The 6290-nt window shown below is 67.5% G+C and carries 7 protein-coding genes and 1 pseudogene; 5 read left to right on the top strand and 3 right to left on the bottom strand.

The features are described 5' to 3' along the window. Positions 1-312: 312 nt before the first annotated feature. Both ACTWPW_RS62545 and ACTWPW_RS62550 read right to left on the bottom strand, forming a co-directional pair. Positions 313-504 (bottom strand): zinc ribbon domain-containing protein, encoded by a 192-nt coding sequence (locus tag ACTWPW_RS62545; protein ID WP_443174776.1) that lies wholly within the window; start codon positions 502-504, stop codon positions 313-315. Further along, positions 416-895 carry a helix-turn-helix domain-containing protein gene (locus tag ACTWPW_RS62550; RefSeq protein WP_443174777.1) on the bottom strand — a complete coding sequence of 160 codons (480 nt, stop codon included), beginning with the start codon at positions 893-895 and terminating at the stop codon, positions 416-418. The genes ACTWPW_RS62545 and ACTWPW_RS62550 overlap by 89 nt, the downstream gene beginning before the upstream one ends. 543 nt (positions 896-1438) lie before the next feature. Here ACTWPW_RS62550 and ACTWPW_RS62555 point away from each other — a divergent pair. The 4 genes and pseudogenes from ACTWPW_RS62555 to ACTWPW_RS62570 all read left to right on the top strand — a co-directional run. After that, positions 1439-1558: pseudogene (locus ACTWPW_RS62555) on the top strand (hypothetical protein); the annotation flags it as partial. 138 nt (positions 1559-1696) lie between these two features. Then, positions 1697-2317, top strand: coding sequence for an FG-GAP repeat domain-containing protein (locus tag ACTWPW_RS62560; protein ID WP_443174782.1), 621 nt, complete (start codon positions 1697-1699; stop codon positions 2315-2317). A 400-nt stretch (positions 2318-2717) separates the two neighbouring features. Further along, the gene (locus ACTWPW_RS62565) at positions 2718-3230 is read left to right on the top strand and encodes a SigE family RNA polymerase sigma factor (RefSeq protein ID WP_443174778.1); all 513 of its coding nucleotides are present in this window, start codon (positions 2718-2720) and stop codon (positions 3228-3230) included. Then, the gene (locus ACTWPW_RS62570) at positions 3227-4435 is read left to right on the top strand and encodes a hypothetical protein (RefSeq protein WP_443174779.1); all 1209 of its coding nucleotides are present in this window, start codon (positions 3227-3229) and stop codon (positions 4433-4435) included. The genes ACTWPW_RS62565 and ACTWPW_RS62570 overlap by 4 nt, the downstream gene beginning before the upstream one ends. A gap of 810 nt (positions 4436-5245) precedes the next feature. Here the strand turns inward: ACTWPW_RS62570 and ACTWPW_RS62575 are convergent. Next, positions 5246-5761 (bottom strand): CGNR zinc finger domain-containing protein, encoded by a 516-nt coding sequence (locus ACTWPW_RS62575; protein WP_443174780.1) that lies wholly within the window; start codon positions 5759-5761, stop codon positions 5246-5248. A gap of 115 nt (positions 5762-5876) precedes the next feature. On the opposite strand from ACTWPW_RS62575, the gene ACTWPW_RS62580 reads away from it, so the two are divergent. Beyond that, positions 5877-6197, top strand: a complete 321-nt coding sequence (locus ACTWPW_RS62580; RefSeq protein WP_443174781.1) for a LysE family translocator — start codon at positions 5877-5879, stop codon at positions 6195-6197. Positions 6198-6290: the final 93 nt, after the last annotated feature.

The raw sequence follows: 6290 nt of genomic DNA on the forward strand, positions 1-6290 counted from the left end.
CCTATGACCACTGACCGTAGCCAGACCCCTTGGCATCAATCATCTAGGGCGGTGTTCTGGTCGGATCAGTGTGGTTTTCCCGGCCGTCATGGCTGGGTTCGAGCGCGCGTACGTGGACCGGGACGGAGCTCAGGCGGGGTGGAGCTGGCGGATGCGTGGCGCTACGGCCGGACCATGCTGCGCCGGTACGTCAGTTTCCCTCCTACAAGGCCAGGACAGGCCACCACCTTCGAGGGCGGTGGTGGCCTGTAAGTGATCAATATGATGAGTTGACATCCTCCGCGCGCCTGAAGGCGGGGGATTCCAGCACGACTACCTCACCAGGAGGAGGTCGCGTTGAGGTTCGCGGTTCACCGGCCCGCCCAGCGGTGGGCCTCCCCGCGCAGAGACGGCATGCCCTGCCGCGTGTTTGATGTTACGTGCCGCGTTCGCATCGGCGTTGCCGGCGTATCCGCAGGACCGGCACTGGAAACGCGCTTGGCTCTCGCGCGCCTGCCGGTCCACGATCCCGCACGCCGAGCACTTCGCCGACGTTGCGGGACAGGCGACGGACGTCGCTGGCCTTGACCGCGACGATTCGAAACCCTTCACCCTGCCCGCGCCGGCGAAAGGCGGGCCTGCGATGGGTGGTGCGGAAGAAGTTCGCCATCGCCTGGGCGAAGTCCTTCAGGGCCTGCTGCTGCACGATGATCGACCCCGCGCGCAGCCAGGCGAACGCGGCCCGCGCTTCGGTGAGCTGCCGGCACTGCTCGGCAAACCCCGGCGCGCTCTTACGGCCCGGCCGCCAGTGCGCGTGCTGCTCGACGGCCAGATTCCACACGTACCGCGCGTGCCCGCGATGCTCCACAAGCGCCTGCTCTTGGGCCGGCGTGGGCTGAAGCCGGTAGCGGGACATGCCGGCCAAGCTACCGACCACCACCGACAAAACCAGGACCCCACCATGGCCCGCCGTTCCGCGTTTCCTCCCGCCCTCAAGGACGGGGAGGGGCATCCACGCTGCAAGTACCCGGTGGGATCGACAGAAAAGCACCAGCTGCCTAGGCTTTGGCCCCATGCCCCGAAAGGCAATGATCTGGCTCGTCCTGATCCAGCTCTTCGTGCTCGTGGGCTGCGGAGATCAACCGCCCGTCCCACGCAAGGCGGCACCGTTGACCCTCGCGCCGTCCACGCTCGCGCTTCCTGGGGGTAAGGGCGGTCGGCCGACTGATGACGTCAATGGCGACGGCTACGCCGACCTGATCGTCGAGTTGCCCGATCTCGCGGTCGTCTATGGCTCCTCCAGAGGGGTCGATCCCTCGACGCGGACGGTGCTGCTATCCGATGCGACCGTGTGGAGCTTGACCGGCATCAGAGCCGATCTCGACGGTGACGGTTTCGGAGACATCCTCGGCTATGGAGGGCCAGCTGGGGATGATGTGCCGTATCGTCCTCACATCTTTTGGGGCGGCGCGCATGGCATCTCGGCGAAGACGCTCCCCACCCCTGTGCCACTGCTTGTGAAAGCGGGACAGCGCTCTATAGGGCCGTCGCTGGTGACTTCAACGGGGATGGGTCCGCCGACGTGGCGATGACCAGCCCTGCCAGAGCGGGTGGGACAGATACGGCTTTGGCTGTGCTTTACGGCCCGTTCAGCCGAGCCGGGACCCCGAACCGTCACACCGTCCAACCGTCGCCGACCGGGGAGGGTCTGCTGCATATGACGGTCGACAAGATCGACGGGCGGCGCGCGACCGGGCTGATCGTCTACGAGGGCGATGACGGCGAGCAGGCTGCCGGTTGGCTGCTCGGCGCCGGTCCTGGCGGCCTGTCGAGGGTGGGCCGGAAGCTCAACGAGGGCAACGCGGCCGCGTTCGGCGACTTCGACAGCGATGGCGTCAGAGACGTCGCGGTCGGCGACGATGGGAGCCGCAACGACGAGCACGGCGACGAGACGGAACCGCTCTCCGTCCACAGAACGCTGACCATCTACTACGGCAACGGCCGACGCGCGGTGTTCACAGGCGCCGCAGGCCCTGCGGTACCGGGTGACTTCAACGGGGACGGCCGCGACGACCTCGCCTTCGGCGGGGTGGCCGACTCGTCCTGGCCGCACCGATACACCTCATCGCGGATCTTCTGGGGCGGATCCGATGGTCTGCGAGCCGGGGAAAAGGTCAAGGGAGTGGGCCAGGCCTGGCCGCTGGCGGCGAGCGACTACGACGGGGATGGGGACGATGAACTCGTCTTCGCCGCCTTCACTGACAGTACCGACGATCTCACCATCATGGTGACAGACGGCAAGAGGGTACTGACCAGCTTCGACCGCCGAACCCGCTGATCTGCGACTCCAGCAGTCGCGGCCCCCTTTCTGGTGCCGACCCCGACCGCTTCAGGCCCATCCGGGCGGTGCGCGCCTAGGTGGTGGCGAGGGCGCCGCAGCGAAAGCGAGCTTGAGAACATCAATAAAGGGGCCGTTTCCGGAACACCTTGTGCGTGGCGTTGCGCGTCGTTCGCGGCGAAGGGGAGGGATGGCGTCAGTACTGGTGAGTGAGCGGCGGGTGAGAGAATCCAGTCCCGAGGTGCTGCGCAGCACCGACAGAAGAATGATCTCTTTGGTCCGGCATTGGGGTTGCCCTCCACCGTGCCATGGTGGCTCGCGTTCAGAAGGTGCCTGCACGGGTCTGGCATAGATCACCGCCTGCCCCGCGTCCTTGCTTGGTGAGCGGCGAGGAGGGCCGGTGGATCCAGAACACGAGGCAGTATTCCTGAGGTTTGTGGTCGAACGCTCGGGAGCGCTCTTCCGTACCGCCTATCTACTGACTGGGGACCGGCACGCCGCGGAGGACCTGGTGCAGTCGGCGCTGGCCAAGACCGCGGCAAACTGGCGGCGCCTGCGCGACCCCATGGCCGTCGAGGGGTACGTGCGCCGGGCCATCTACCACGAGCAGGTGAGCTGGTGGCGGCGCCGTTCCCGGGCGGCTGAGATCTCCACCGAGCACGTACCCGACCGGGGCTCCGAGGGCCACGCCGAGGCGACGGACCTGCGGCTGGCGATGCGTGCGGCGCTGGCCCGGCTGACGCCCCGCCAGCGCGCTGTTCTCGTGCTGCGCTACTTCGAGGACCTGTCGGAGAGCGAGATCGCCGCCGTCCTCGGCATCCGAGTGGGGTCGGTACGGAGCCAGATCTATCGCTCGCTGGAACGGCTGAAGAAGATTGCGCCGGAGCTCGACGCCATGAAGGAGCTGCGATGAACATCGAGGATCGGCTACGCGAGACTCTCGACGGCATGGCACGCGAGGAGGAACCGCCGCCGCCCGCCCACTTCCTGTCCAGACTCTCGACGACTGTGAAGCGCCCCAGCCGTCTCGTCCCGCTGGTGACGGCGGCTGCCGTGGTCATGCTGCTGATCGTGTCCACGCTGCTGATCCAGCAGATCGTCCCCCGCGACGGCGAGCCGTCCGAGCCCGCCGACAGCTTTCCCCCAGCTCCGGTGGAGAGGGTGTGGCCGGGCGCGGTGCACTCCCTGCCGAAGAAGCTGCGCAACGGACTGAGTTTCCGGCCCGAGCTGTTCATCGATGCGCGGACGCTGCTGGTCAGGACGGGCAAGGGCGACAGCGCCGACCCGGCCGTCCTGTGGACGTACGATGTGGCCTCCGGGCGGGTGAGTCGGCTGGTGGCGCCGATCCCACCGGCCAGGACGGACTACACCTCTCCCATTGTCGTTGGCAACGGTCGGCTGGTCTGGTACACGGTGTCCTGGGGCAAGGTCAAAGGCGCGCTCGACATCTGGGCGGCGCCGGTCGGCGGAGGGGCGGTGCACAAGGTTACTACCATTCACCAGACCATGAAATATGGGGACATCGACTTGCTGGCCGTCCAGGGCGACACGGTCGTCTGGTCACGTGGCATCGAGGGCGGCGTCTACCAGGCCCCGCTGGCGGGCGGCGAGCCCCGTCCCGTTTCCGGCACCAAGCAGCTGCACCTGCTCCAATGGCCTTGGGCGGCTCACAGTAGGCGTGCCAAGGGCGATCTATCGGACCCGCGTCCCTCGTTCGTGCAGCTGGTCAACGTGCTGACCGGAGAGGGGCGTACGGTGAGCGAGCGCGCCAGCGTGTGCTCGCTTACCTGGTGCCTGGACCGGCAGTCGCAGCGCGCCCGCCGTCGCGACGGCTCGGGAGAGCACCAGCTGCCGGGCTGGCCCTACTTCTCCGCGACGCCGGCGCTCGACCGGTTCATCGTGCTCGGGCCGAAGGACCGGATCGGCACGGATGTCCGCCTCTACCTGCACGACCTCGCCACCCGCCGCACGGGTGTCCTCGGCGGGCGCGTTAAGAACGGCTCCAAGGCCGCCTCCGAGATCATGGAGGCCACCCGCATCGACCACCGCACGGTGCACCTGCTCTCCTTCCCCCTGAAGGACCGACAGATGGTGGTGAACCTCACGGCCATCCGTTGACCTGGCGACCCGATCTGTTCCAGGCCGGCACATGGGCTGCATCTTCAGACGAGATCAGCGGAACTCGACCTCGTCGCGTGCACGCACCCACACGTGCAGGCCAGCGGCGTGAATCTCGGTCGCGTCGCGGAAGCAAGCGGGGTAGGGCAGGTTCTCTGGGGTATCGCCGTTGGGCGCGCTGGGGTCAGGTTTAGCCAGAGCGGGCACCTCGACAACGATCCGCCACTCGTCGGGACCGCATTGACCCTGGACTGTGCCTGGTAGCCACGGCCACGAGTCGCGATCGTTGTTCTGGTCATCGTGTAGGGGATACCTGACGAGAACAGGGGTGTCCTCGGGGAATGCCTGTCATTGTCCTCAGGCAGGTACTCGTTGATCATGGAGTTCCTCTCCCGCCCCTCGGAGGGGAGCGCCGGCGCGTTCGCTCTCGTCGACCCGCGAGGACGGCGCCGACGGGGCGGCTGAGATCAGCCGATGGGGAGACGTCACCGTGCTGGCCCACCGGCTGAACGCCCCCCGTGAGCCGCGGCGAACAGCCCGTGCCTCCCGCGGACTACACGGACGAGGAGCGTGTCCTGCGCCGCCACCTGAGCGCCCACCTGCTGCCGTCCGCGCCTGCCTGGGTCGCCGGGTATGTCATGCCGGGTGTTTCAACCTCGATCAGGAGGAGACGCTCCGCTCCGTGCGCGGTCTCGCCGAGGTCGATGTGGTTCTGGCCTGCATCGGCCACGGCGAGCCCGTCACCGACGCCCACGTTCTCTCACCACGGTCGTGACCGCCCTGCCACGCCCGTGAAGCCCCGCCGGGCGCTCAGGGTCGCGCCGAGGTGCGGCGGCTGCGGAAGGCGGCAACGCGCGCGCGGTTCTGGCAGGTGACGGAGCAGAACCGGCGCCGCCCCGCTGGTGAGGCGTCGATGTAGACATCCGCGCAGCGCCGACCTGTGCACACGCCCAGGCGCTGGGATCCTTGGCCAGCGAGATGCTGACGCAGCGCGACCGCCGCGGCGGCGAGCACCGGGTTCGCGCTGTCGCCGACGGTCCAGTTCGCATGCGTGTGATTGCCCATGACGCTCAGGCAGGGCCTGACCTCGGTGTCCGTGAGAAGTTCGTTGACCAGCCGGGCCTGCCCGGCCGCGTCGGCCATGGCGAAGACCGGGTAGAGGCGGTCGGCGGCGAGCGCCAGGGCCCGGTCGGTGGGCTTCTGGCCGGCAGGCAGGGCGATCTCGGCGATGGGCGGATAGGCCTCGTCGGGATAGTCCTCCGCACGCGCCTCACGGGGAACAGACCCCCATCCGTTGATGAGCTCGACCAGGACCGCCGTCGGCATCGCGTCCACTCTCATACCACAACTGTAACGTGATGAAAGCCTCCTTCGCGTTTCACCCGCCAGCTTCATCTTGTAACGTATTAACTCCATTTAACACGTTACAAGAAAGGTCGGCGTGATCGATCCTCTCGTGCTACCCGGCTTCCTCGTGACCGTGCTCGTGATCACCGTCGTCCCGGGGCCGGACAGCGTCTACATCGTCGCGGTGGCGGTGGACCGGGGCCGTCGTGCTGGGCTGCTGTCGGCTGTTGGCATGGCGCTGGGCATGGTGGTGCACGTCGTCGCGGCCACACTGGGGCTGGCGGCGCTACTGAACTCGGCACCACAGGCGCTGATCGTCGTACAGCTGATAGGCGGGCTCTACCTCGGCTGGCTGGCGGTGACCACCCTGCGGACGGCCAGAACGGTACTTCCCCCTGGTTGGTGGACACGCTGATACTGGATCTTGCTTGATCCAGAGGAAGCGAGAAGACCGCCGATGGCGTTGAAGGACTACTCGGAGGAGTTCAAGGCCGATGCCGTGGCCTTG

The organism is Nonomuraea sp. KM90 (genome assembly GCF_052246675.1).
Lineage (GTDB): Bacteria > Actinomycetota > Actinomycetes > Streptosporangiales > Streptosporangiaceae > Nonomuraea.

Bases quoted from the DNA above. Each gene is read 5' to 3' on its own strand.
- ACTWPW_RS62550 (WP_443174777.1), bottom strand. From the start codon at position 895: ATGTCCCGCTACCGGCTTCAGCCCACGCCGGCCCAAGAGCAGGCGCTT.
- ACTWPW_RS62560 (WP_443174782.1), top strand. From the start codon at position 1,697: ATGACGGTCGACAAGATCGACGGGCGGCGCGCGACCGGGCTGATCGTC.
- ACTWPW_RS62570 (WP_443174779.1), top strand. From the start codon at position 3,227: ATGAACATCGAGGATCGGCTACGCGAGACTCTCGACGGCATGGCACGC.
- ACTWPW_RS62575 (WP_443174780.1), bottom strand. From the start codon at position 5,761: ATGCCGACGGCGGTCCTGGTCGAGCTCATCAACGGATGGGGGTCTGTT.